22 protein-coding genes are annotated in these 23,879 nt (G+C 60.4%); 2 read left to right on the top strand and 20 right to left on the bottom strand.

From position 1 onward, the window contains the following. Positions 1-5: 5 nt before the first annotated feature. The 19 genes from dnaJ to pyrR all read right to left on the bottom strand — a co-directional run bounded on the left by dnaJ (position 6) and on the right by pyrR (position 19,230). On the bottom strand, positions 6-1,154 hold the full coding sequence (gene dnaJ, locus DWZ15_RS04700; RefSeq protein ID WP_118449656.1) for a molecular chaperone DnaJ: 1,149 nt from the start codon (positions 1,152-1,154) through the stop codon (positions 6-8). An 81-nt stretch (positions 1,155-1,235) separates the two neighbouring features. Beyond that, complete coding sequence (locus DWZ15_RS04695; RefSeq protein WP_199580029.1) at positions 1,236-2,339, bottom strand: DnaJ domain-containing protein; 1,104 nt, start codon at positions 2,337-2,339, stop codon at positions 1,236-1,238. Between the two features lie 58 nt (positions 2,340-2,397). Next, entirely contained in the window at positions 2,398-3,630 is a 1,233-nt protein-coding gene (gene hemW, locus DWZ15_RS04690) for a radical SAM family heme chaperone HemW (protein ID WP_118449654.1), read from the bottom strand. A 2-nt stretch (positions 3,631-3,632) separates the two neighbouring features. Beyond that, on the bottom strand, positions 3,633-4,676 hold the full coding sequence (gene dusB, locus DWZ15_RS04685; protein WP_118449652.1) for a tRNA dihydrouridine synthase DusB: 1,044 nt from the start codon (positions 4,674-4,676) through the stop codon (positions 3,633-3,635). Positions 4,677-4,680: 4 nt separating this feature from the next. After that, positions 4,681-6,492, bottom strand: coding sequence for a translation elongation factor 4 (gene lepA / locus DWZ15_RS04680; RefSeq protein WP_118267324.1), 1,812 nt, complete (start codon positions 6,490-6,492; stop codon positions 4,681-4,683). 96 nt (positions 6,493-6,588) lie between these two features. Continuing rightward, entirely contained in the window at positions 6,589-6,855 is a 267-nt protein-coding gene (gene rpsT, locus DWZ15_RS04675) for a 30S ribosomal protein S20 (protein WP_022094714.1), read from the bottom strand. Between the two features lie 133 nt (positions 6,856-6,988). Next, the gene (gene holA, locus DWZ15_RS04670; RefSeq protein ID WP_117861933.1) at positions 6,989-7,951 is read right to left on the bottom strand and encodes a DNA polymerase III subunit delta; all 963 of its coding nucleotides are present in this window, start codon (positions 7,949-7,951) and stop codon (positions 6,989-6,991) included. A 78-nt stretch (positions 7,952-8,029) separates the two neighbouring features. After that, positions 8,030-10,333 (bottom strand): DNA internalization-related competence protein ComEC/Rec2, encoded by a 2,304-nt coding sequence (locus DWZ15_RS04665; protein ID WP_118449650.1) that lies wholly within the window; start codon positions 10,331-10,333, stop codon positions 8,030-8,032. Then, positions 10,330-11,043: a helix-hairpin-helix domain-containing protein gene (locus DWZ15_RS04660; protein ID WP_158550964.1), complete on the bottom strand. Its 714-nt coding sequence runs from the start codon at positions 11,041-11,043 to the stop codon at positions 10,330-10,332. Before DWZ15_RS04660 ends, DWZ15_RS04665 begins: the two co-directional genes overlap by 4 nt. 213 nt (positions 11,044-11,256) lie before the next feature. Then, complete coding sequence (gene thiI / locus DWZ15_RS04655) at positions 11,257-12,501, bottom strand: tRNA uracil 4-sulfurtransferase ThiI (protein ID WP_118449646.1); 1,245 nt, start codon at positions 12,499-12,501, stop codon at positions 11,257-11,259. After that, positions 12,502-12,783, bottom strand: a complete 282-nt coding sequence (locus tag DWZ15_RS04650; protein ID WP_035138532.1) for a DNA-directed RNA polymerase subunit omega — start codon at positions 12,781-12,783, stop codon at positions 12,502-12,504. It abuts the gene before it with no gap. Between the two features lie 5 nt (positions 12,784-12,788). After that, positions 12,789-13,358 (bottom strand): guanylate kinase, encoded by a 570-nt coding sequence (gene gmk, locus DWZ15_RS04645; protein ID WP_099431806.1) that lies wholly within the window; start codon positions 13,356-13,358, stop codon positions 12,789-12,791. After that, positions 13,359-13,667, bottom strand: coding sequence for an integration host factor, actinobacterial type (mihF, locus tag DWZ15_RS04640; RefSeq protein WP_006236130.1), 309 nt, complete (start codon positions 13,665-13,667; stop codon positions 13,359-13,361). Positions 13,668-13,906: 239 nt separating this feature from the next. Beyond that, positions 13,907-14,623 (bottom strand): orotidine-5'-phosphate decarboxylase, encoded by a 717-nt coding sequence (gene pyrF, locus DWZ15_RS04635; protein ID WP_117564271.1) that lies wholly within the window; start codon positions 14,621-14,623, stop codon positions 13,907-13,909. Next, positions 14,617-15,525 carry a dihydroorotate dehydrogenase gene (locus tag DWZ15_RS04630; RefSeq protein ID WP_006236128.1) on the bottom strand — a complete coding sequence of 303 codons (909 nt, stop codon included), beginning with the start codon at positions 15,523-15,525 and terminating at the stop codon, positions 14,617-14,619. Before DWZ15_RS04630 ends, pyrF begins: the two co-directional genes overlap by 7 nt. 14 nt (positions 15,526-15,539) lie before the next feature. Continuing rightward, positions 15,540-16,307 carry a dihydroorotate dehydrogenase electron transfer subunit gene (locus DWZ15_RS04625; RefSeq protein ID WP_118449644.1) on the bottom strand — a complete coding sequence of 256 codons (768 nt, stop codon included), beginning with the start codon at positions 16,305-16,307 and terminating at the stop codon, positions 15,540-15,542. Between the two features lie 116 nt (positions 16,308-16,423). Beyond that, complete coding sequence (locus tag DWZ15_RS04620; RefSeq protein ID WP_118449642.1) at positions 16,424-17,713, bottom strand: dihydroorotase; 1,290 nt, start codon at positions 17,711-17,713, stop codon at positions 16,424-16,426. Then, positions 17,697-18,641 carry an aspartate carbamoyltransferase catalytic subunit gene (locus DWZ15_RS04615; protein WP_035138537.1) on the bottom strand — a complete coding sequence of 315 codons (945 nt, stop codon included), beginning with the start codon at positions 18,639-18,641 and terminating at the stop codon, positions 17,697-17,699. Before DWZ15_RS04615 ends, DWZ15_RS04620 begins: the two co-directional genes overlap by 17 nt. 4 nt (positions 18,642-18,645) lie before the next feature. Beyond that, a complete protein-coding gene (pyrR, locus tag DWZ15_RS04610) occupies positions 18,646-19,230 on the bottom strand; it encodes a bifunctional pyr operon transcriptional regulator/uracil phosphoribosyltransferase PyrR (protein ID WP_117583216.1) in 585 nt (194 codons plus the stop codon). A 451-nt stretch (positions 19,231-19,681) separates the two neighbouring features. Between pyrR and rpmB the strand changes: the two genes are divergently transcribed. Continuing rightward, positions 19,682-19,870: a 50S ribosomal protein L28 gene (rpmB, locus tag DWZ15_RS04605; protein WP_022094725.1), complete on the top strand. Its 189-nt coding sequence runs from the start codon at positions 19,682-19,684 to the stop codon at positions 19,868-19,870. A 186-nt stretch (positions 19,871-20,056) separates the two neighbouring features. Here rpmB and DWZ15_RS04600 read toward each other — a convergent pair whose 3' ends face one another. Then, entirely contained in the window at positions 20,057-20,848 is a 792-nt protein-coding gene (locus tag DWZ15_RS04600) for a transposase (protein WP_147352312.1), read from the bottom strand. 317 nt (positions 20,849-21,165) lie between these two features. Between DWZ15_RS04600 and adhE the strand changes: the two genes are divergently transcribed. Continuing rightward, the gene (gene adhE / locus DWZ15_RS04595) at positions 21,166-23,814 is read left to right on the top strand and encodes a bifunctional acetaldehyde-CoA/alcohol dehydrogenase (RefSeq protein ID WP_055250041.1); all 2,649 of its coding nucleotides are present in this window, start codon (positions 21,166-21,168) and stop codon (positions 23,812-23,814) included. Positions 23,815-23,879: the final 65 nt, after the last annotated feature.

Genomic DNA, 23,879 nt, shown 5'->3' with positions numbered 1-23,879 from the left:
GCTCCTTAATCGAGGATATCGTCGAGGGCGCTCTTGATACGATCGGTTACCGACTTCTTGCCGGAAGCTACGTCATCGCCCATCTCGTCGGCAAAAGCGCGGAGCAGCTCGCGCTGCTTGTTGGAAAGGTTCGTGGGAACGACCACGCGCAGCTGCACGACCAGACGACCGCGTGAGCCGCCACCGCCGATGCGCGGCATGCCAAAGTTGTTGACGCTGACGGTGTCGCCATACTGCGTACCGGCAGGGACGCACACCTTGACGACCTCCTCGGGCATAATGCCCTCGACCTCGATCTCGCAGCCGAGCGCGGCCTGCGCGATGGAGATATCGCTCACCAGGTACAGGTCATCGCCATTGCGCTTAAAGCGCTCGTGATCGGCGACGCGCACGTTGACGATCAGGTCGCCCGAGGGCTCGCCACGAAGACCAGCCTCGCCAAAGCCGCTCACGCGCAGCTGGCGACCGGTCGAGACGCCGGCGGGAATATCGATGTCGATCTTTTCGTGCGAAGGTGTGCGGCCCTGACCGTCGCAAGTCTCGCAGGGATGATCGATGACCGTGCCCTCGCCGTGGCAGTCGGGGCAAGGCGAAGAGGACTGGACCTGGCCTAGGAACGAGCGCTGGACCGTGGTGACATAGCCCGTGCCGTGGCAGCGGCTGCACTGCTTTTCGGTCGCACCGTCAGCCTTGCCCGTACCGTTGCAGTCCTCACAGGGAGCAAGGCGGTCATAGCTGATCGTCTTTTTGCAGCCAAGCGCAGCTTCCTCGAGCGTCACCGAAAGCGAGATGGCCATATCGCGACCGCGACGGCGCTCGCGCCGGCTGCGGGCACCACCGCCGGCGCCGCCGCCAAAGAATGACGAGAACAGGTCATCCATGCCCATACCGCCAAAGATATCGTTGATATCGACATAGCCGGAGCCACCAGGGCCATCGGCGGTACCAAAGCGATCGTAGTTGGCACGCTTCTGCTCATCGGAAAGAACAGAATAGGCCTCGTTAAGCTCTTTGAATTTGGCCTCGGCCTCGGGGTCGTCCGAAACATCCGGGTGTACCGTACGGGCTTTCTTTAGAAACGCGCGCTTAATGGTCCGCGCGTCGGCATCCTTATCGACACCAAGTACCTCGTAGTAATCCCTATTTTCCGACACGACCGAATCCTTCCGACTTTCAATATTGTCACAGTGCGTCCTATACCCATGCAGGGCCGGCCGCAAACAGAGGGTTTGATGTTATTGCATCCCGTAGGGCGAAAGCATCGCGCGCTGCGAGCAGCTCGCAAACCACACCGACACGAGCGCGAACATGAAGCCGTTGGCAAAACCGTTGGCAAACTGCATCGCGCCACGCTTCCACCACAGCAGGCTGCGATGAAGCACACCGTCCGAAAGCACCATGAACAGGCCCATGGTAAACGGAATAAAGCACATCACGGCAAAGGCCGAGAACACTCCCGAGATGGCCGACAGCACCAAAAAAGGCGCCACAATGCCCATCAGGTAAAAGCCAGTACGAGCTTTGCCTTCCAAGCGCTCGGCCTCAACATGGGCGCGGCCGACCAGGTCGCCGCCCGCGGCACCGTTAGTGCCAGCATGGCCCATGCCGCTAATGCGGACCTCGTCGCCATCGTGCGTGCCGGCAGGAAACTCAATCGTCTGCTCGGAGGTCACACGGGTTCGCCCGCTGCCACCGCAATCGGGGCAGGGGTCGGCCACGACCTTACCGGAACCGCCGCACTCGGGGCAGACCGACTGGAACGTGCCCGCACCAAACAGGAAGGACAGGTCGACGTCGATGTGGCCGCGGCCACCGCAGCTCGGGCAGGTATGGGCATGCTCAGACGAAACGGAGCCCGAGCCGCCGCAGTTGCTACAGGTATCGAAGCGCGTGTAGCGGACGGTCTTGCGGGCACCGCCCTTGGCCTCCTTGGCGTCGAGTTTGATATCGACGACCACGTTGGCGCCGTTCTCGGGATTGTAGGCAGCCTGGCCGCGACGCTGCTGGCCCCAGGCGCCACCAAAGGGAAAGCCGCCCTCAAAGGGATTGCCATAGCCCGTGCTGCCGGCGTAGCCGCCACCATAGGGCGAAGCCGTAGGAGCACCGGCAAAGGGATTGCCAGAACGCATGGCGTCGTAGCGCGCACGTTTTTGCTCATCCGAAAGCACGGCGTAGGCCTCGGAAACCTCTTTAAACTTTTCCTCGGCATCCAGCTCTTTATTGACGTCCGGATGGAGCTTACGGGCCTTTTGCTGGAAGGCCTTTTGAATATCACGCGAGGTGGCGTCCTTGGAGACACCCAGAATCTCGTAGTAATCTTTTTCGTTCATCGTCGCCATGCGCGGCAACCTCCTGCTCAAAGCAGCGTATATATTCCGGTAATTCTACCCGAGCGGCCTAAGCTAGATCCCAAAACAGCTCGAACAGAACATTTCCATCGAGCCAGCCCAGATGGGTCGGCGCCAGACGGGCACAGGTGCGGCCAGCGATGACATCGACAGAGGCGATAGGCCCCGCATGGGTATCACCGTGCTCGGGCACCCAAGTGGCAAGCCCAAGCTCAAGAGCGCGATCACAAGCCGCTGCCAGTTCATCGGCAGGGATGACACGAGACGCGCGAACCAACAGGTCGGAATCAACACCGCGCGTCATGCGACAAGCGAGCATCAGGTCCTCGGCCGCCGCCTCGCGCCGCGACAGATACTCGGCATCAAACATCGTCGCGGCATCGTCGCGTTGTACCAAACGCACGCGGTGAAAGTCACCACGGGGAGCCACGCCGGGAAACAGTCCAGCCAAGCGGTCGAAATCCTCGTCGTCGAGCATGCCCGCGGCAGAACGACCCAGGCCCAGGTAGCCCCGACCAGTCCAGTAGGCGATATTATGGGCACATTCATGCCCATCGAGCGCGTAGCTCGCCACCTCATACGGGTGATAGCCGGCGGCACCCAGGAGCTCGCGTGCCACATCCATGCAGGCGGCCTGAAAATCCTCATCAGGCTCGAGCGACTCGTCACGGCACGCCATGCGATAGAGTGGCGTGCCCTCCTCGAGCGTGAGCGGGTAGACCGACACATGATGAGGCGCCGCCGCCAACACGCCATCGAGCGTGCGCTGCCAACTCGCCGCCGTCTGCCCGGGAAGGCCACACATAAGGTCGCACGACACATCGAGGCCAGTGTCCTTTACCGTCGCGATAGCCGCGAGTGCCCGATTAGCATCGTGAATGCGGCCAATAGCAACCAGCTCGGTATTGTCGAGGGTTTGCACGCCCAGAGAGATGCGCGTGACACCCGCCTCGGCAAGCGCGGTGGCGAGCTCGGCGGTCAGGGACTCAGGATTGGCTTCGCAAGTAAATTCAACGGGCTTGCACCACATGGAGATACGACGGGCAAGTTTCACCAGGCGCTCCCCAGCCAGTGACGGCGTGCCGCCGCCAATATAGACCGTGCGGACCTGCGCAAGCGTCCCGGCGTCGCCAAAGGAATCGAGGCGCGCATACAGCTGCTCAAAATAGGAATCGAGCGCAGCATCCAAATCACACAGAGCAAAGCTGCGCGAGTCAAAGTCGCAATAGCGGCATTTTTGAGCGCAAAACGGCACATGCACGTACAGCGCGGTAACGGCCACCCTTAAGCCTCCAGTGGATGAGCGGGCACCGACTCACCGGCGGCAAGCGCGGCCTCGCAGGCCACCACATCGCGCTCGATATCATCGACCAGCGACATGAACTCCTCGTACGTAGAGCAACGCACCACCTGAGCGCGCCAGGCGGCGGCATGGGGCATGCCTTTTAAGTACCAGCTTGCGTACGTGCGGGCGCGCGACATGAGCGGCAGAAGCTCGTGCGTCAACGTCAGGTGCTCGCGCAGAGCCTCCAGGCGCTCGACCGAGGAGCGAGAAGGAACCGGCGTGCCATCGAGTGCAAGGGCTCGGGCATCGCCGAACACCCACGGATTGCCGTAGATGCCGCGCGCGATAAACACCGCGCTGGCACCCGAGCCGTGCAGATGCTCAGCAGCGTCCTCGGCCGAGAACACATCGCCCGAACCAATCACGGGAATCTCGACAGCGTCGGCAACCTCATCGACGACCGACCAATCAGCCTGGCCCGTGTAGAGCTGCGTGGCGCACCGACCATGCACGGCGACTGCGGCAGCCCCTGCGCCCTCAAGCATCTGGGCAAACGTCGCGGCATTACGGTCCTCGGCATAAAAGCCCTTGCGGATCTTGACGGTCACGGGCACATGCGCCGCGCCCACCGTGGCCTCGACGATCTTCTCCGCCAGGTCGGGCGTGCGCATGAGCGCCGAACCCTCGCCCTTGGTGACAACCTTGCGAGCCGGGCAGGCCATGTTGATATCGATCAGCGACAGGCGATCGCCAACGCGCTCCTCGACGGCGGCGACGGCGCTCGCAAACTGATCGGGCTTGGAGCCAAAGAGCTGCACGCAAATCTGCTGCTCCTCGTCGGCCGGCAGCACCAGGCGCCACGTTTTGTTGCTGGCATAGGCAAGGCCTGCCACGCTCACCATCTCGCTGTAGGCAAGGTTGGCACCACGGCGGCGACACATGATGCGATAGGCGGGGTCGGTAACGCCCGCCATGGGAGCCATAAGGAACGGCTGCTCGGCATAGGCGCCCAGCAGCCGCTTGCTGTAATCAGAAAGCGCCATGGACCTACTCGTCCACCTTGAGGATCGCCATAAAGGCCTCCTGCGGGACCTCGACCGATCCGATGGCCTTCATACGCTTCTTGCCCTCTTTCTGCTTCTCGAGCAGCTTGCGCTTACGCGAGATATCGCCGCCGTAGCACTTAGCAAGAACGTCCTTGCGACGCGCCTTGACGGTGGAACGGGCGATGATCTTGTTGCCGATAGCACCCTGGATGGGAACCTCGAACAGCTGACGCGGGATGATTTCCTTGAGCTTGTCGCACAGGCCACGGGCCAGGCCATATGCCTTGTCCTTATGGACTATAAACGAAAGCGCGTCCACCTCGTCGCCCGAAAGCAAAATATCGAGCTTCACGAGCTCGGAGGGACGGTACTCGTTGAACTCGTAGTCGAGCGAGGCATAGCCCTTGGTGCGGCTCTTGAGCTGATCGAAGAAGTCCAAGATGAGCTCGGCGAGCGGCATATCGAAGCGCATCTCGACCGATTTGCTCGTCAGGTGGATCATATCGGTTGTGACGCCGCGGTGCTCAATGGCGAGCTGCATGACGGCACCCGTGTACTCAGGCGGGCAGATGATCTTTGCCTTGAGGTAGGGTTCCTCGATACGATCGATGCGTGTGGCCTCGGGAAGGTCCTGCGGACTGCGGACATCGATCATTTCGCCGTCGGTCTTGTAGACGTGATAGTCGACCGAGGGACTCGTGGCAATGAGGTCCAGGTTGAACTCGCGCTCCAGGCGTTCCTTGACGACTTCCATGTGCAGCAGGCCCAGGAAGCCCACGCGGAAGCCAAAGCCGAGCGCCACCGAGGTCTCGGGCTCCCACACCAACGACGGGTCGTTGACGTGCAGCTTATCGAGGGCGTCGCGCAGATTCTCGTAGTCCTTGTTGTCGATCGGGAACAGGCCCGTGTAGACCATGGGCTTGGCCTCGCGGTAGCCCGGAAGCGGCTCGGGGCAGGGGTTCGACGCCCACGTAAGGGTATCGCCCACGCGAACGGCCTCGGGGTCCTTCAAGCCCGTGACCACATATCCGACCTCGCCGACCGTCAGCGCGTCGACCGGGGTCTCGGCAGGACGCTTGACGCCCACGCCGTCGACCAAAAAGTCGCCCTTGGCCTGCATCATAAGCAGGGTATCGCCCTTTTTGATGGAACCATCGAAGACGCGCACCGTAGCCACCACACCGCGATACTCGTCAAAGTACGAATCCAAAATGAGCGCTTTGAGCGGAGAGTTTGCATCGCCCTTTGGCGGCGAAATCAAAAAGACGATGGACTCCAGCAGATCGTGAATGCCCTCGCCGGTCTTGCCCGAGACGCACACGGCATCATCGGCGGGAATCGCCAGGTCGTCCTCGATCTCGGTCTTAACCTCATCGGGATGGGCCGAGGGCAGGTCGATCTTGTTGATGGCGGGCACAATGTCCAGATTGGCGTTCATGGCGAGCGTCGCGTTGGAAACGGTCTGCGCCTCGACGCCCTGCGTGGCGTCGACAACGAGTACCGCGCCCTCACAGGCTGCCAGCGAGCGCGAGACCTCGTAGGTAAAGTCAACGTGGCCCGGCGTATCGATCAGGTTGAACTGATACGTCTCGCCATCATCGGCGTCATAGGACACGCGAACGGCATTGGACTTGATCGTGATGCCGCGCTCGCGCTCGATATCCATGGTATCGAGCAGCTGCGACTCCATGTCGCGCTCGTCGACGGTATGGGTGAGCTCGAGGATGCGGTCGCTGATCGTGGACTTGCCATGGTCGATGTGCGCAACAATTGAGAAGTTGCGGATGTGGGAAATGTCAATTGAAGTATTCATGCGGACTATCTTACCCGAGCGATACAAAAAATGGAGCCTGTTCCATAAAACAGGCTCCATTTATGCGCGTAATCTGTGTGGTGTGAAATTTACAACTTAGGCGTTGATGCTGTTCACGAGCTTGGCAAGACCGGACTTGCGGTTGGAAGCCTGGTTCTTGTGGATAACATGCTTGGCGGCAGCCATGTCGAGACGCTTGGTGACGGTCTTGAGGGCAGCCTGGGCCTTCTCGGCGTCGCCCTCGGCGACGGCGGACTGGACGTGCTTGGTCAGCGTCTTGAGCTCGGACTTGACAGCCTTGTTACGCATGCGAGCTGCCTCATTGGTGCGGATACGCTTCTTCTGAGACTTGATGTTTGCCACTTCTGGAGTTCCTTTCGAGTTCCTTGCAAAAAATGTATGACACCTCTGAGACACGGTGAGGTCATGCAAGCGCCTACTATAGCACGCTCCCTCTCAAAGGGATAGAACGAATTTGTCAAATAGGCAGGTATCATCACGATTTTCTCAAGATGTTCGTAATCCAGAGCAAAAGCGCCGTCTGAGAATCGGCCGAACCCTTGAGCGCGAGCTCCACATCAACGGCACCCTCGAGCGCTGCGACGAGCTCGGTCATCGAAAAACGACGCGCCCAGGTAAGGTGATTCTTGACCTGCCAGGACTGGAGCTTGAGCGTTGCGGCCAGCTCGCGACCCTGCCCACGCGCGTCGAGCGCCTTGGCGACGATAAGCTCGCGAATGCGACCGCACAGCAATGTGTAAGTCCACACGTAGCTCTTGGAGGGCAGGAGCTTAAAGAGCTCGAGCGAACGCCGCATATCGCGAGCCGAGACGGCGTTGAGGAAGTCCCAGGGTTGGATCTCGGCCGTACGTACAATCCAGCGCTCAACATCGGCAAGTTCAATCTGGGGCGACTCGACCATCTGGGCAAGCTTAGCCAAGTCGTTATCGAGCATGCGCGTGTTTTCGCCCGAACGCGAGACGAGCTCCTCGGCGGCCGCCGTCGAAATCGACTTACCGCGCTGCGTCGCCATCTGCTGAACACGGCGCGGCAGTTCCCAGCGCTTGGTACCCGAGCAATCGACGATAGCCTTCTTGTCGATCTTGGCGATTGCCTTATACAGGCGCGTATTCTTGGCAAGTGAGTCGGCGATGATGAGGCAGACCGTTGTTGGGCTGGGACTCGCCAGATACCCAACGAGCGGCTCCGAGACCGCCTTGGCGAGCTTTGAGCAGCCATCGAGGATTACCAGACGAAACTCGCTGCCCATCGGAAAGGTGTTAAGCGATCCGATAATGGACTCGATATCGGGGTCCTTGGTCATGTCTCGCTCGTCGAGGTTGAACTCGACCATACCCGATTTTTCCAGACGCGCTTTCATACGCGAGACGGCGTGGTCGCGCTTAACTCCGTCGGTACCGACGATCAGATATGCCGGCAGCAAACCGGTTTCGGACATTGCGCTCCCCTCCCGCAGGCCTTCGTATTCGTTCCGTGCCATTCTAGCCCAGGGGCCCACCACACGCCAACGACGTCGTCAAGGTCGCTGGCATCGCATCGCAAAGCCATTCGCAGTCGGTGTGACGGTAATGTCGCCGTGTTCGATGGTACACGCGAACACACCACCCGCTTCCTTAACGGCATCGATGCAGGCATCGGACGGATGGCCGTATCGATTCCCCTCACCGGCGCTTGCGAGGGAAAGCTCGGGCTTCAGGACGTCCAGCAACTCGCCATCGACTGAAACCTTGGAGCCGTGATGCCCAAGTTTAAGGACATCGATATCCCCCACCTCCTGCACGAATTCCCGCTCTTGGTCGAGCTCGGCATCACCGGTGAGAAGTATTCGCAGGCCCTTGCCTTCCTGAACATAAGAGAGCAGCAGGACAAGCGAGTCCTCATTTCCCTCGCCATCCACGAACTCGAATGGCCACATCACGCGAGCGCAAAATGAGCCGATGTCGACCGTATCCCCACGGCGCACCTGCCGATACTCCACGCCAGGTCGGTTCAATACCTCGGCAGGAGCATCCTCCAGCGCATCCGCCGCCACGGCAATCGTTCCGACCGAAAACTGTTCGAGCACGGCAGGCAAACCACCCCAGTGGTCCTCATCCCAATGCGTCACAAAGACGGCATCGATATGGTGCACGTTATTGCGAACCAACGCCGCAACCACACGCTCGTCGAGCCCGCAGTCGACGAGAGCTACTGCGCCGCCTTGGCGGATAAGAATCGCATCGGCCTGGCCCACATCGAGCACCGTCACCGAAGGCGGAGCGAATCGATCCCAATAGACGTACGGAATCGCAGCCAAGAGCATCAGGCATGCAAGCCCCACCGCCATAGGACGTGCACGGGGACGCGGCCACCAGACCAGCAGAACCGCCAGAAAACACGGCACTAGGTAAATCCACATGCTATCGGGCGGCACGCTCACGTATGCACCCGGCACGGCGGCAAACAGCTGCTCGAAGAACAGCGCGCAACGGGCGGCAATCATGGGCACAACGAGCGCCCAAGTCCGCAACGGTCCCACGAGCGAAAAGGGAGCCAGCGCGATCGACACAGCGAGCAGAACGCTCACCACCGGACCGATGACCGCATTTGCCAACGGAGCAATGAGCGAGAATGTAACGAAGGCAGGAATGGTAATGGGAAGTGTCGCCAGTTGCGAGCACAGCGTGACGGAAAGCACGCTGGCAACGCCCGATGGCACACCTAGCTCACCCAACGCGTAGGTCGCATAGGGACAAAAACACAGAATGGCTAAGACGCTGGCGCATGAAAGCTGAAAGCCCATCTCGAACAGCACCGTCGGCCGCAGTAGCACAAAGATGGACATGGTTACGAAGAGTGCCGAAAGGCCGTGCCGACGACGCCCCGCGCCGTTTACGACAAGCGTCACGAACACCATGCAGCACGCGCGCACGGCCGAGGGAGACGCGCCCGTAAAGGCAGCGTAGCCCACAAGCGTTATCGCCAATATCGCCCGCTGAAGACCACGTGAGCACCGAGTCTTTTGCAATACACCCTCGATTACAAACCCCACGATAGCCAAATGGCTGCCCGAGACTGCGATAAGATGCGCCGTTCCCGTCACCGAAAACCAGTCGCCCGCCGGCTGGGCGCGCAGCTCGGCCGAACGACCGCAGACGACACCGGCTATGAGCGCACGCGCCGGGTCGGTCGCAGGCGCGATGGACGCAAGCAGCCCATTTCGCAGCCGAAGCAGCGGCCTCGGAGAACCCTCATCGACCGACACAATCCGAACGGCTTTAACCTTGCGCACCTCGCCTCGAAGCACGCGCGATCGTCCATACGCATCGTTCTCAAAACGTGACACGCGACCGATAACACGCACGTGCGCCCCGACCTTGAACTCACGGTCACACGATAGGCGAACCGTTGCCAAGTTCTTACCGTCCGAGCGTGCCTCGCAGGTATAGGAATACACGTCGTCATTTATGGATGGGTCACCCTGCACGACAAACTCGAGACTGCTTGCCGCTCGACCGTCGAGCGTCTTCGAGGCGTTGAGCGCACCCACGGCCCACCACGCCGAAACGACCGCACCCGCCACGAGACCGACGGACGCGGCATACAGCCACCGCTTCAAAGGGGCAAGCCGCGCACAAGAGTGAGCCAGCACAACGAAAACCGCTGCCGCAACGGGAATGGCCCATAGCGGCCCGACCGCCGTCGCCCGCTCCCTCAGCAGCGCATCAGCGGCTATGCTGAGCACCAAGGCGCAGCTCACGCACATGCCGGCACACAGGGCCATCGTCCACGGAATCAGGGGCCGCGGAGGCATCACGTGCTCTCGCTCGGTCGTACTCATACGCAGATGCAATCTTTGATTTTGGCAAGCTTCTTCTCGCCGATTCCCGACACGCGCATCAGATCGTCAACCGAAGCAAAAGCACCGTTCTTTGTCCGTTCATCGATAATCGACTGTGCCATTGAGGGACCGATTCCCGAGAGCGTCTGCAGCTCTGCCGAGCTTGCCGTATTAATGTTTACTAGGCCTGTTGCGCCACCGACGCCTGATGATGCGGAAGTCCCACCATCAACACCGGCTTCCGCAATGGACACCTGCTGCTCCCCTACCGTTGGAACGTGAATTTTTTGTCCATCAGTGACCTTGGATGCACGATTAAGCCCCGTAACGTCTGCTTCGGGCGCCAGCCCGCCGGCGGCATCAATCGCCTGAGCCACCCGCGCCCCGTCTTTGAGGCGATATACACCGGGTGACACCACGGCGCCATCAACATCGACATAGACCTCTGCCGCGGCAGACGCCTTAGGCGAAGAGCCTTCAGATGTCTTTCCACTCGAAGCATCGCCGGATCCCGGCTCCACTAACGTGCCCGAACCATCAGTGCGCTCAAACGACACACCGCCGGCACCGCCGCCAAAGTTCGCCATTGCCAGTCCACTCGCCATCGCAATGACGACCAGTATCGCCATCACCACTGCCTTATGACCGAGCAGTTTGCCCGCCCAGCGGTCCATCTTTTTGACTCGTTCGTGTTGTTCGCGCTGCGCCATAGCAAAACCTCCCAACATCATCGTGTCAGGAAAGGAGCTCCGCAACAGCCACGCCCCAAAACCGGTTTTCGAGGTCAAAACAAAAGCTGACCAAAACCTTGCACAAATCTGTCCATTTATTCAGGCACACGTCAGCAAATGAACACTTAGCCGCAAAATGCCCAGATAGCAAAAGACCGACGATGCAGGCGCATCGTCGGTCTATGCACAAATTTACTCGTAATCTTGGTAAATCTCACGCGGAGCAAGCTCCGAATGTTTGCGTTTTAAGGTCTTAGGGGCCTTATATGTGTTGCTCTCGAAGTCGATGTACTCGGTCTGCTTGAGCAGGCGCTCAATCATCTCCTCGTGATCAAACAGTTCCCAGGCCTCATGCACGGCATCGAGTTTAGCGTGCGTCTCGGGACGGCGCGGCATAAACAGCGTGCAGCAGTCGGGAGCGGCCTCAGTCGAGATATCGAATGTACCGATCTCCTCGGCACGTGCGATGATCTCCTGCTTGTCCGAACCGATGAGAGGACGGAACACGGGGATCTTCACGGCCTCGTTGACGGCCATGATGTTCTCAAGCGTCTGGGAGGCAACCTGCCCAAGCGATTCGCCCGTAACGATAGCCTTGGCACCCTCGATGTGTGCAATGCGCTCAGCAACCGAATACATAATGCGGCGGTACATGATCACGCGCAGGTTGCTGGGGCAGGTAACCGAAATCTCACGCTGGCAGTCGCCAAACGGCACCACGTACAGACGACCGATCTGGACACCCGGCGCAAGCGCACGGATGATGTCCTGCACCAAATACTCGCTCGTATCGGGCGTCTGCGGACGACCGGAGAAATGCACCGGCACGCACACCGCGCCGCGACGCGCGAGCATCCAGGTCGCCACCGGAGAATCGATACCCGACGACAGCAGCGTCACGACCTTGCCGGCAGAACCCACCGGCAGACCGCCCACGCCGCGCTCAGAGCGCGCGTACACATAAACGCTGCCCTGGACCACCAGTACGTGCACCATTGCATCGGGGTCGTGCATTTGAACCTTTTTATCGGGGAAGGCCTCACACAGTACCTCGCCCACCTGACGATTGATATCGATCGAGGTGAGCTCATAGTCAGTATTGGAGCGCTTGGCGTGCACCTTAAACGAATCGAAGGAACCAAACTCGCGCAGCGCCTTCACGGCGGCGGCGCAGTACTCCTGCGGGTCGCGGTTGGTGTGATACGCCAAAGACACACGGGCAACGCCGGGGACGGTGCGGATGACACGCGCCGCCTCGTCGGCCTGATGCTCGTTAAAGGTCACGAGGATATAACCGGAAATTCGAGACACGGCGTTCACGGAAAAGGCGGCCAAGGCCGCCTTAATGTTATCCATGAGGATATGCTCAAAATGTGCGCGGTTCTTGCCCTTCAGTCCAACCTCGTGATAGTGGACTAGGCAGACGCGAGCCGCCATTTAGGCTTCAGCAACCTTGTGGCCGAGCGCCTTCTCGTAACGGGCCTCGTCGTAAGAGATGTCGCCGTCGACAATCTCGTCCATAGCCATCGAGATGGTATCGGCACCGGAAAGCCCGATGGTGATGTCATCGACATCCTGGACGGCAAGCACGCGGTTGTGCTGGCCACGCAGCATGCTATTGATGTCGCAGGCGCGCTTGGAGGCAAGCGAAGCGAGCAGGAAGCGGTTGTGATCGGTCTTCTCCAGAAGATCGTCAATACAAGGCTTTACAACGGACACGGACCTCAGATCCTTTCATGCATATCGAGAACGCGAACGAGCTCATCGGTCGCGCGGTCGAGATCGTCATTCACCACGACGTCGTCGTAGCGGTCGGCAAGGGCAAGCTCATCGGCGGCGTTTGCCATACGCAGCTCAATCGTCTCGGGCGTCTCGGTACCGCGACCGACTAGACGCTCGCGGAGCACCTCAAGCGAAGGCGGCTTGATAAAGATCAGCACGGCCTCGGGGAAACGCTCCTTCACCTGCAGGGCGCCCTGGACATCGATCTCCAAAATCAGAGACGAGCCCGAGGCGAGCTTGGATGTGACCTCGCTCACCAACGTGCCGTAGCAGTTACCGTGGACCTCGGCCCACTCAACAAACTCACCGTTTGCCACGCGGCGGTCGAACTCCTCACGCGTCAGAAAAAAGTAGTTGACGCCGTCGACCTCACCTTTGCGTGGTGCTCGCGTGGTAGCCGAAACCGTCAGACCCAGGTTCGAGCGGCGCTCGCGCACACGAGTGACGAGCGTACCCTTGCCTGCGCCTGACGGTCCAGAAATCACAAAGAGCTTGGAATCCTGAGCGCTCACTTATTTGGTCAGCTGCTCGAGGAGCTGCTCGCGCTGACGGACGCCGAGGCCCTGGACGCGACGAGTAGCGGAGATACCGAGCTCCTCCATGATCTTGGCGGCCTTGGCCTTGCCATAACCGGGGAGAGACTCGATGAGGGTGGAAACCTTCATGCGGGAAGCGATGGGGTCATCGGAGTTGAGCACGGACTCGAGGGACTTCTCGCCCTTCTTGATCTGCTCGCGAAGCTCAGCGCGGGCGTGACGTGCGGCAGCAGCCTTCTCAAGAGCCTGCTTGCGCTGCTCGTCGGTAAGCTGAGGGAGTGCCATTCGTACCTCCAAATAGTTGGGTTATATCTGATTCAATAATTGGCATTTTAGCACGTAGAACGTACAAAATGCCTAATCGCGGCTCCATAGGTTAGACGATACCCGCAAAAAGTGCAATATACTGCGCCCAAAGTTAAGCCCCTGACCTGCGATTCCACACAAAGGATGGGAAAGTTTACGCAGGCACAGGGGCTATTTTGTGCTAATGAGACCCAAAAGTGGTGACTTAGGGGAATCTTTTACGCGACGTTTTCGACCAGCTCGGCGACGATGGCGTCAAAGGCGGCAACCGGATCGTCGGCACCGGTGATGGGACGGCCCACCACAATGTGGCTTGCGCCACGCTCGATAGCCTGGGAAGGCGTCGCCACGCGGGACTGGTCACCAAGGGCGGCACCCACCGGACGCACACCCGGAGTCACGATCAGGGCATCAGGACCCAGCAGCTCACGCATGTCGTGAGCCTCCATCGGCGAGCACACGATGCCATCGATGCCATTGGCCTGAGCAAGCTTTGCCAAGCGGGCGGCCTCCTCGGCCACGGGCGACTCGACGCCGATCTCGCTCAAGGCATCCTGATTCATGCTCGTGAGCACGGTGATGGCGACGAGCTTGGCGCGGTCCTCACGCGCCTCCTCGGCACCCTCGCGGCAGGCAGCGAGCATAGCACCCGAGCCCAGGCCGTGGACCGAAAGCAGGTCGGCACCGGCAAGCGAAGCCGAGCGGGCAGCGCCGCGCACCTGATGCGGAATGTCATGGAACTTAAGGTCGAGGAAGACCTTAAAGCCCAGGTCCTTGAACGTCTTGACGATCTGGGGACCCTCAGCGTAATAGAGCGTCATGCCGACCTTGAGCCAGGCAGCATGACCCGAAAGCTCGTGGGCGAGCTCGAGCGCGCGCTCACGGTCGCAGTCGAGGGCGACGATAACACGGTCGCGGGCATCATTCTCTAGCATTCGAAAGCACCTACAAGCTCGTTGATGTCCTTCACGCCCTGGGACTCGGCCCAGGCCTCGAGCTCATGCGCGATCTTAAGCGAAGCACACGGATCGACGAAGTTGGCCATGCCGACCGACACGCAGGTGGCGCCGGCCAGGATAAACTCAGCCGCATCCTCGCCGGTCATGACACCGCCGACACCGTTGATGGGGATATCGACGGCCTGGGCAACCTCCCAGACCATGCGCACGGCGATGTGGTGGCACAGCGGGCCCGAAAGGCCGCCCTTGGGCTTGGCCACGCGGGACTTGCGGGTATGAACGTCGATGGCCATGCCCTGGATGGAGTTGATGACCGAAAGGCCGTCGGCGCCGGCGGCCTCGAGAGCCTTGGCAATCTCGGCAACGTTGACCGGAGCCATCTTTACGAACAGCGGCTTATCGGTCACCTTGCGGCAGGCGGCCATAACGGAAGAGGCGCCCTCGGGCGTTGATCCCATGGCGGCACCGCCGGCGGCAATATTAGGGCAGCTCACGTTGATCTCGTAGCCGGCAGCCCAGGGGCACAGCTCGACATACATCTCGAGTGCGCGGACAAACTCGTCAACGGAGTGGCCGGCAACCTGACAGATGACCTGGCAGCCGTCCTTGGACAGCTGTTCGAGCCAAGGACCGGACTCACGGGCAAAGGCGGCCACGCCGGGGTTCTGAAGGCCCACGGAGTTGATCATGCCGCCCGGGATCTCGGCCATGCGAGGCGCGGGATTGCCGGGCCAGGGCTCGGCAGCGCAACCCTTGGTGGTGATGGCGCCCAGCTGGGAAACATCAAAGAAGTTCTGGAACTGCCAACCGTAGCCAAAGGTACCGGCTGCGGTGTTGATGGGGTTCTGCATCTTGACGCCGCCGAAATCGACGGCCATGTTCACGGTACCCACTAGAAGACCACCACCTTGGAAGCATCGAACACAGGGCCGCACATGCAGGCGCCCTTCATACCGTCGACCGTCTCGACATTGCAGGTGTTGCAGGCGCCAAAGCCACAGCTCATCATGCGCTCAAGCGACACCTCACAGTACGCACCGGCCTCGGCGGCTGCGGCGGCGACCTTCTTCATCATGACGGCGGGACCGCAGCTGGCCACGTAGTCGTAGCCGCCCTCGCCAAGCAGCTCGGCGGCAGGATCGGTGCAAAAACCGTGCGTGCCGAGCGAACCGTCGTCGGTGCACACGTTGACCGTATCGCCCAGCGCACGGAACTCATCGACGCCCACGGCCTTGGACGCGGTGCCAAAGCCCAGGCACACGTCCACATCAACACCCTGCTCGGCAAGCATGCCGGCAAGACACAGCACAGGCGGAACGCCGATGCCACCGGCGACGAGCAGTGCCTTCCTGGTGCCCTCGGGTACCATCCAGCCACGGCCACCGGGGCCCAACAGGTTAGAGGTGGAGCCAGGGCCCATCTGGGACAAACGGCGGGTATCGTCGCCCACGACGGCGTACCACAGCTCGACGGTGCCGGCCTCGGCGTCGGCGCGGTAGAAACTCAAGGGCACACGAAGCAGAGAAGACGCATCGCCGGGGACGGCGATGTTCACAAACTGACCGGGCTTGAGCGCACTTGCAAGCTTGGGGGCCGAGATGACGAGCGAGAAGATGCCGTCGGCGATCTCCCGGTTCGAGACGACCTCGAAGTCGTGCATGCGTGCAGTGGAAGGTGTGGGCATAGACGCTCCAATCCCCCATGCGGTTGCATGGTCTAAACGAACAGAAAGCGCGGCACCGCAAGGGCGCCGCGCACAAAAGCGATAAGGCTATGCTAGCAGATGCAGCCGTCGGCGAGCGTCTGCTTGCCACCGACAAATACATCGGTGGCACGACCGGTGAGCGTGCGGCCGGCAAAACCGGAGTTCTCGGCGCGCGACTCGTAACCGTCCTCGCCAACCGTCCAGGTGGCAGACGCGTCGAAGACAGTCAGGTCGGCAACGGAGCCCGCCTTGACCTGAACCTGATCGAGGCCCAGAATCTCACGCGGCTTGATGGCCATGAGCTCGACCATGCGGCTCACGCTCATCTTGCCCGTGTTGACCAGCTCAGTGAGCACGAGCGACAGCGAAGTCTCGAGGCCAATCATTCCAAAGGGCGCGAGCTCGAACTCGCGGGCCTTCTCCCACGGGGTGTGGGGAGCGTGGTCGGTAACGATAGCGTCGACGGTACCGTCGATGACACCCTGACGGATGGCCTCGGCATCCTCGTCGGTGCGCAGCGGCGGATTGACCTTGAGCGAGGTGTTGTAGGTCTCGTCCAGGTCGTTCTCGGTCAGGAACATGTGGTGCGGGGTGGCCTCGCAGGTCACCTGGACACCGGCAGCCTTACCGGCACGCACGAGCTCCAGGCCATGAGCGGTGGAGATGTGCTGGATGTGCAGCTTGGCACCGGTCAGCTTGGCAATCTCGATGTCGCGGGCAATCTGAAGCTCCTCGCCGGCGGCCGGCCAACCCTCGAGGGCCAGACGGGTCGAGACCTTGCCCTCGTTGATCTGGCCGTGACCGACCAGATCCTCGTCCTGGCAGTGGCTCATAAAGACCTTGCCGAACATCTTGCCGTAGTCCATGCAGCGACGGAGCATGCCCGCACCCTGCACGCCGCGACCGTCATCGGTGAAGGCGACGGCGCCGTGGGCGACCATATCGCCCATCTCGGACATAGCCTCGCCCTTAAGGCCGCGAGTCATAGCACCAGAAGGATAGACGCGGCAGTGGCCGACCTCGGCAGCGCGGGACTTGACGAACTCAACGACGGTTCCGTTATCGGTAACGGGGTCGGTGTTGGGCATGGCGCACACGCCGGTGAAGCCGCCCTTGGCAGCAGCGCGGGTGCCGCTCTCGATGTCCTCTTTGACCTCGTAGCCAGGCTCGCGAAGGTGAACGTGCATATCCACCAGGCCGGGGACGAGGTACTTGCCGGAAAGGTCGCGGACCTCGGCTCCCTCGACGGCGAGATTCTCGCCGACCTCGGCGATCTTATCGCCGTCAATCAGGACGTCAACGACACCGTCAAGCTCGACGGACGGGTCGACGACGTGGGCATTCTTAAGAAGCAAGGCCATTATCGGCACCTCCAAGCAGCAGATACAGGATAGCCATACGCACGCAGATACCGGCGTAGACCTGCTCCAGGATGACGGAGCGTTGCGGGTGGTCGGCCATATAGGAGTCGAACTCGACGCCGCGGTTGATGGGGCCCGGGTGACAGATGATCGCGTCGGGCTTCATGAGCTTCTCGCGGTCCTTGGTCAGACCGAAGAGCTTGTGGTACTCGCGAATGGTCGGGAACGGGGCACCCTCGAGGCGCTCCTGCTGCACGCGCAGCATATAGACGACGTCCAGCTCGGGCAGGACGGAATCGAGGTCGCTCGTCACGTGGTCGCAGCCCAGAACCTCGGGCGCCGGCGGCAGCAGCGTGCCGGGGGCGACGGCGTAGGTCTCGCAGCCCATAATCTTAAGGGCAGGGATCAGCGAGCCGCAGACGCGGGAGTGCGCGATATCGCCGACGACGGCGACCTTCAGACCGTGGAAGTCACCCTTGTGCTCCCAGATGGTGTACAGGTCGAGCAGGGCCTGCGTGGGATGGTTGTGCTTGCCGTCGCCGGCGCAGATAACGCTCGCGGGCGAGTTCTGCGTGACGATGTAGGGAGCGCCGGCGTGCTTATCGCGCACGACAATGCAGTCGATCTTATAGGCGTTGAGGGTCTCGACGGTATCGACGAGGCTCTCGCCCTTGACCGTGGAGGTCGAGGAGCCGCCGAAGTTGAGGCTGTCGGCCGAAAGACGCTTCTCGGCGAGCTCGAAGGAGCTGCGGGTACGCGTCGAGGGCTCGTTGAACATGTTGACGATGGTCTTACCCTTGAGCGTGGGGACCTTCTTGATGGCACGCTCGTTGACCTCGGAGAACGCCTTGGCGGTCTCGAGGATGAGCTTGATGTCCTCTTCGGAGTACTCGGTAATGTCGATCAGGTGCTTATGATTGAACGCCACGGTACTACTCACCTCCCAGCGGCGCGGAGCCCACGTGGGAACCCGGCGCGACGTCGTTGATCTCGACAGCGGTACGGCCGTCGACTTCCTTCATATATAGGTGCACGTTCTCCTCGTGCGACGAGGGAACGTTCTTGCCGACAAAGTCCGGCGAGATAGGGAGCTCGCGGTGACCGCGGTCAACGAGAACTGCCAGCTCGACTCGGCTCGGACGGCCCAGGTCCATAACGGCGTCCAGAGCGGCGCGGATGGTGCGACCCGTGTACAGGATGTCGTCCACCAGCACGACGCGCTTGCCGTCGACGCTGAAGGGAATGTTGGTAGCGTGGATCGCGGGAGCGAAATTGGTCGCATAGTCATCGCGGTAGAAGCTGATGTCGAGGCTGCCGAGCGGAACGTCGACGCCCTCGATCTCCTTGATCTCCTCGGCGAGCTTCTTTGCCAGAAGGTCGCCGCGCGTGACGATACCGACCAGAGCGAGGTCTTCACAGCCCTCGTTGCGCTCGAGGATCTCGTGCGCGATGCGGGTCATCGCTCGGTTGACGGCGGTCTCGTCCATGATGACCGCCTTGGGGGAAGTCGTGCCCATCGATCTCCTTCCTCACATGTCTTGACTGCTGACACAGTCAAAAAAATAGATGCCCGACCGCTCAAAGCGGACCAGACACCCACAGGAAGGGCTGCTCTTTGGCAGCAATGTAATTCCATGTGGGTATCTCGTACCCCTTTAATGGTCATGGGATAGTGTAGCCAACCTCGAGCTTAATTGCGAGCATAAATACAGAGCAATCCGTAAACGGGCGCAGGCGCTCCATAAACCTATATATATTTGTGGGACGAGCTTGAAAACGCACGCACGAGCTGGCATAATCCCCTCTGCTGCACGCAAATCGGATCTACGTCCAGGGCCGTAGCGTGAGCACTATCGCCAAAAGAGGAATATCTCTGTGTAGATTGCGCACAGGGAGCGACTTCTGTGCTATAGTTCAGGCTTGTTTGTTAACGCGACATGTTCGTTTGTCGCCCAAGGAGGGTCAGTTATGTCCAAAGTTTGCGAAGTTTGCGGTAAGCACCCCGTTGCCGGTCGCTCCATCAGCCACTCTCACCGCGTCACCAACCGTAAGTTCCGCCCCAACATCCAGCGCGTCTACGTCGTCGTCGATGGTCACCGTCGCAAGATGAACGTTTGCTCCACCTGCCTCAAGTCCGGCAAGGTTGCGCGCTCCTAAATAAGGTCCTACCAACAAGTACCTCGGACTCTCCGGGTCAAAGACCTCGCGTTCATATAGAACTTACCAAAGGCGTCCTCCCCCACGGAGGGCGCCTTTTTGCACTCATTGGGGACAGACTTACATGAGTGTTTTCACGCATTGGGGACAGACGTAACGCATGCCGACTGCGGTTCGGCCCCTACCTCACGCTGCCTCCTTCCAGCCTACAGTGGCCTTGGTCACGCTTGTAGCGCCGATACCGGTGATACGGGCAATTTGCTTGACCGTGAGATGTGCCCGCCTGAGCCTCAGCAGACAGGCATCACGTTCGGAGCGTAGCAGGGCCTTGAGCAGCGCAGGATCCATGCTCGGCAAAACTTCGCGCGCAACGGAAAGGGCGTCCTCATCGGGGATCCGTCGGCGCGGAAGAATCTCCACTGACCAGATGCGCCCGGCAACTTCCTCGAGATGCTCGCAATAGCAACGAGAGCCTCCGACAAAATCGAGCATAGGAGCCGCGTCACAGATATCAAAGGGATCGTATCCCAGCTGGTATGCCTTGTAGCTTGACCAGCGGTAGGCATCGAGCGAGTCGAGCACACCTTTCACAGGATTGAGATGGATATAATCGAGCAACTGCACCGCCTGCGTGTCCGACTCGACCGCGATCCGCGAATAGCGATTATCAAACAGGTGACCCGTTCTTCCCGTTTTTCCATTGAAATACTTGGCATAGGCCGTCAGCGCGCACTGCATTGCCTTTGAAAGGTTGTCATATGGGTCATCAACCATCAAATGGAAGTGATTATCCATAAGGCACCAGGCCAACACCGCCACGTCATGGCACGCAAACCTGTCTGAGATGTCCGATAAGAAACGATAGCGGTCGGAATCATCTTCAAAAATGATCTGTTTGGAGTTGCCGCGGTCAAAGACGTGGTAATAGCCGGTGAGCGATATTTCGCGGGCGCATCGGGGCATGGTCTCTCCTTTCAAAGCCGTACAGGCAACACCTAAATGGAGAGAAGGAACGCGAAATGCTGAGCCTGTGACCTATTTATATCCAATCTGCGCCAAAAACAGGCCCAGAACGGCAAAATGACAAATCCATGTCTGTCACAAATGAGTGAAAGCACTCATGTAAGTCTGTCCCCAATGAGCGGGGCAATGCAATAGACAGATAGTTATAGTTGAAACGTTTCAGTTGATTGAAACGTTTTAGTATGCCTTTTACGGGAATCTTACCGTTTACCGAATTATTTCTTGCTATCATGCAAGACGTAGGGTAAATCTCCGATCGCAAGGAGACACAAATGGTGAAAAAGTCACCGGAAAACACTACTCCCGCAATTGTGGACAACGTAGAGGCGCTTGAGGCTAAGCTCGCTCAGATGCGAGAGGCCCAGGCGCTTTTTGCTACGTACACGCAGGAGCAGGTCGACAAGATCTTCTATGAGGCCGCCATGGCCGCCAACAAGGCTCGTATCCCGTTGGCGAAGATGGCCATCGAGGAGACCGGCCGCGGCGTTCTTGAGGACAAGGTCATCAAGAACCACTACGCCGCAGAGTACATCTACAACGCTTACAAGAACACCAAGACCTGTGGTGTCCTGGAGCGCGACGAGGCTTATGGCATCACCAAGATCGCCGAGCCCATCGGTATCGTGGGAGCCGTCATCCCGACGACCAACCCCACCTCCACTGCGATCTTCAAGACGCTGATCAGCCTGAAGACCCGCAACGCCATCATCATCTCCCCGCACCCGGCTGCCGCCAAGTGCACCATCGCCGCCGCCAAGCTCGTGCTTGACGCCGCCGTCAAGGCCGGCGCCCCCGAGGGTATCATCGGCTGGGTCGATGTCCCCTCCATCGAGCTGACCAACATGGTCATGCGCGACGTCGACATCATCCTCGCCACCGGTGGCCCGGGCATGGTCAAGGCCGCCTACTCCTCGGGCAAGCCCGCCCTGGGCGTTGGCGCCGGTAACACCCCGGTCGTCATCGACGACACCGCCGACGTGCTGCTCGCCGTCAACTCCATCATCCACTCCAAGACCTTCGACAACGGCATGATCTGCGCTTCCGAGCAGTCCGTGACCGTCATCGACACCATCTATGACCAGGTTAAGGCCGAGTTCCAGAAGCGCGGCTGCTATTTCGTCAAGCAGGGTGCCGAGATGGAGGCCCTGCGTGCCGCCATGTTCAAGAACGGCGCCCTCGATCACCGCATTCCCGGCATGGCTGCCGCCAAGATCGCCGAGCTCGCCGGCATCGAGGTTCCCGCCAAGACCAAGATCCTGATCGCCGAGGTCACCTCCACCGACCCCGCCAAGGAAGAGTTCTCCCACGAGAAGCTCTCCCCGGTCCTGGCCATGTATCACGCCAAGGACTTCCAGGAGGCCGTCGACAAGGCCGAGCACCTGGTGCTCGCCGGTGGCCCGGGCCACACCGCCTCTCTGTACGTGCACCCCGCCCAGGCCGAGAAGATCAGTCTGTTCGAGCACGTCATGAAGGCCTGCCGTATCGTCATCAACACCCCGTCCTCGCACGGCGGCATCGGTGATCTGTACAACTTTGGCATGAAGCCGTCTCTGACCCTGGGCTGCGGCTCCTGGGGCGGCAACTCCGTCTCCGAGAACGTTGGGGTGAAGCACTTGATCAACGTTAAGACTGTGGCCGAGCGCCGTGAGAACATGCTGTGGTTCCGCGCTCCCGAGAAGGTCTACTTCAAGAAGGGTTCCACGCCCGTCGCCCTCGACGAGCTCGGTACCGTCATGGGCAAGAAGCGCGCCTTCATCGTCACCGACCAGTTCCTCTTCAAGAATGGCAACACCCGCGCCATCGAGGCCAAGCTCGACGAGATGGGCATCGCCCACGACTGCTTCTACGACGTCGAGCCCGATCCGTCGCTGCAGTGCGCACGTCGCGGCGCCAAGCAGATGGCTCTCTTTGAGCCGGACGTCATCATCGCCGTCGGCGGTGGCTCCGCTATGGACGCCGGCAAGATCATGTGGATGATGTACGAGCACCCCGAGTGCAAGTTTGAGGACATGGCCATGGACTTCATGGACATCCGCAAGCGTATCTTCACTTTCCCCGAGATGGGCAAGAAGGCCTACTTCGTCGCCGTCCCGACCTCTTCGGGTACCGGCTCCGAGTGCACGCCGTTCGCCATTATCACCGACAAGGAGACCGGCATCAAGTGGCCGCTCGCCGACTACGCGCTGCTCCCCAACATGGCTATCGTCGACGCCGACAACTGCATGACCGCCCCGCGCGGCCTGACCGCTGCCTCCGGCATCGACGTCATGACCCACGCCATCGAGTCCTACGTCTCCATCATGGCTTCCGACTACACCAAGGGCCTCTCCGAGCGCGCTGCTAAGCTCGTCTTCGAGAACCTGCCCTCCAGCTTCACGAACGGCGCCAAGGACCCGCACGCCCGCGAGGAGATGCACAACGCCTCCTGCATGGCCGGCATGGCCTTCGCCAACGCCTTCCTGGGCCTCAACCACTCCATGGCTCACAAGCTCGGCGCCTTCCATCACCTGCCCCACGGCCTCGCCAACGCCGTCATCCTGACCCGCGTTATGCGCTACAACGCCGCCGAGGCTCCCGTCAAGATGGGCACGTTCTCCCAGTATCCTTACCCCAACGCGCTGCACAACTACGCCGAGATGGCCAAGTACTGCGGCATCGAGGGCAAGGACGACAAGGAGGTCTTCGAGAACTTCATCACGAAGCTCGAGGAGCTCAAGGACTTCATCGGTGTCAAGAAGACCATCGCCGACTACGGTGTTGACGAGCAGTACTTCCTCGACACCCTCGACGAGATGACCGAGCAGGCATTCAACGACCAGTGCACCGGCGCTAACCCGCGCTACCCGCTCATGAGCGAGATCAAGGAGCTCTACCTGGACGCCTACTACGGCCGCGAGCCTCAGGACTACGCCGTCTGCTAGTTTTAGCACGGTTTTTAACGGCGGGGGTGCACGGGTGTTTCACACACCCCCGCCGTCGCTTCTAT

Source organism: Collinsella sp. AF29-7AC (assembly GCF_003475665.1).
GTDB lineage: Bacteria > Actinomycetota > Coriobacteriia > Coriobacteriales > Coriobacteriaceae > Collinsella.
The sequence above is the reverse complement of the archived record's forward strand: the minus strand, read 5'-3'. Positions and strand labels throughout refer to the sequence as shown.

What these genes read in the sequence shown, in the direction of transcription:
- DWZ15_RS04695 (WP_199580029.1), bottom strand. Translation starts at nt 2,339, where the DNA reads ATGGCGACGATGAACGAAAAAGATTACTACGAGATTCTGGGTGTCTCC.
- rpmB (WP_022094725.1), top strand. Translation starts at nt 19,682, where the DNA reads ATGTCCAAAGTTTGCGAAGTTTGCGGTAAGCACCCCGTTGCCGGTCGC.
- dusB (WP_118449652.1), bottom strand. Translation starts at nt 4,676, where the DNA reads ATGGCGCTTTCTGATTACAGCAAGCGGCTGCTGGGCGCCTATGCCGAG.
- DWZ15_RS04660 (WP_158550964.1), bottom strand. Translation starts at nt 11,043, where the DNA reads ATGGCGCAGCGCGAACAACACGAACGAGTCAAAAAGATGGACCGCTGG.
- pyrR (WP_117583216.1), bottom strand. Translation starts at nt 19,230, where the DNA reads ATGGGCACGACTTCCCCCAAGGCGGTCATCATGGACGAGACCGCCGTC.
- mihF (WP_006236130.1), bottom strand. Translation starts at nt 13,667, where the DNA reads ATGGCACTCCCTCAGCTTACCGACGAGCAGCGCAAGCAGGCTCTTGAG.
- DWZ15_RS04625 (WP_118449644.1), bottom strand. Translation starts at nt 16,307, where the DNA reads ATGCACGACTTCGAGGTCGTCTCGAACCGGGAGATCGCCGACGGCATC.
- DWZ15_RS04620 (WP_118449642.1), bottom strand. Translation starts at nt 17,713, where the DNA reads ATGGCCTTGCTTCTTAAGAATGCCCACGTCGTCGACCCGTCCGTCGAG.
- DWZ15_RS04665 (WP_118449650.1), bottom strand. Translation starts at nt 10,333, where the DNA reads ATGAGTACGACCGAGCGAGAGCACGTGATGCCTCCGCGGCCCCTGATT.
- holA (WP_117861933.1), bottom strand. Translation starts at nt 7,951, where the DNA reads ATGTCCGAAACCGGTTTGCTGCCGGCATATCTGATCGTCGGTACCGAC.
- lepA (WP_118267324.1), bottom strand. Translation starts at nt 6,492, where the DNA reads ATGAATACTTCAATTGACATTTCCCACATCCGCAACTTCTCAATTGTT.
- thiI (WP_118449646.1), bottom strand. Translation starts at nt 12,501, where the DNA reads ATGGCGGCTCGCGTCTGCCTAGTCCACTATCACGAGGTTGGACTGAAG.
- adhE (WP_055250041.1), top strand. Translation starts at nt 21,166, where the DNA reads ATGGTGAAAAAGTCACCGGAAAACACTACTCCCGCAATTGTGGACAAC.
- pyrF (WP_117564271.1), bottom strand. Translation starts at nt 14,623, where the DNA reads ATGCTAGAGAATGATGCCCGCGACCGTGTTATCGTCGCCCTCGACTGC.
- DWZ15_RS04630 (WP_006236128.1), bottom strand. Translation starts at nt 15,525, where the DNA reads ATGGCCGTCGATTTCGGCGGCGTCAAGATGCAGAACCCCATCAACACC.